Here is a 311-nt window from a genome sequence, read left to right on the forward strand (position 1 = left end):
AAGTTAGCAATAGGTAAGCATTTGAAGTCATCTCCAGCTTTTCCCCTGCTCCGCACGAAGCATGCTAGTTTCCCGGCACTTCGCGGTCCATCTACCGATGTATAATAGATTATAAGTTCTTCGTTACTTTAGACGTGAGATGTTTCTACCTTTTCAAGCCCACATTTCATTCGATATTGATTTATTTTCTTTATCATTGAGTTATTTAAATCGAATTTTTGTATTTCTGATACAATCGTTTCAGGGTCTATACGGTGAACAATCCGATGTATGTCTTCATGAAGAATGCGAAGGTTGTTAAACTTATCTGT

Annotated in this window: 1 pseudogene; it reads right to left on the reverse strand. The window is 37.3% G+C overall.

The annotated features are described in order from the left end of the window. Positions 1-128 precede the first annotated feature (128 nt). Positions 129-311: pseudogene (locus tag NON16_RS25420) on the reverse strand (group II intron reverse transcriptase); the annotation flags it as partial.

The sequence above is a fragment of the Pseudalkalibacillus decolorationis genome, from assembly GCF_024609785.1.
Classification (GTDB): Bacteria; Bacillota; Bacilli; order Bacillales; family Fictibacillaceae; genus Pseudalkalibacillus; species Pseudalkalibacillus decolorationis.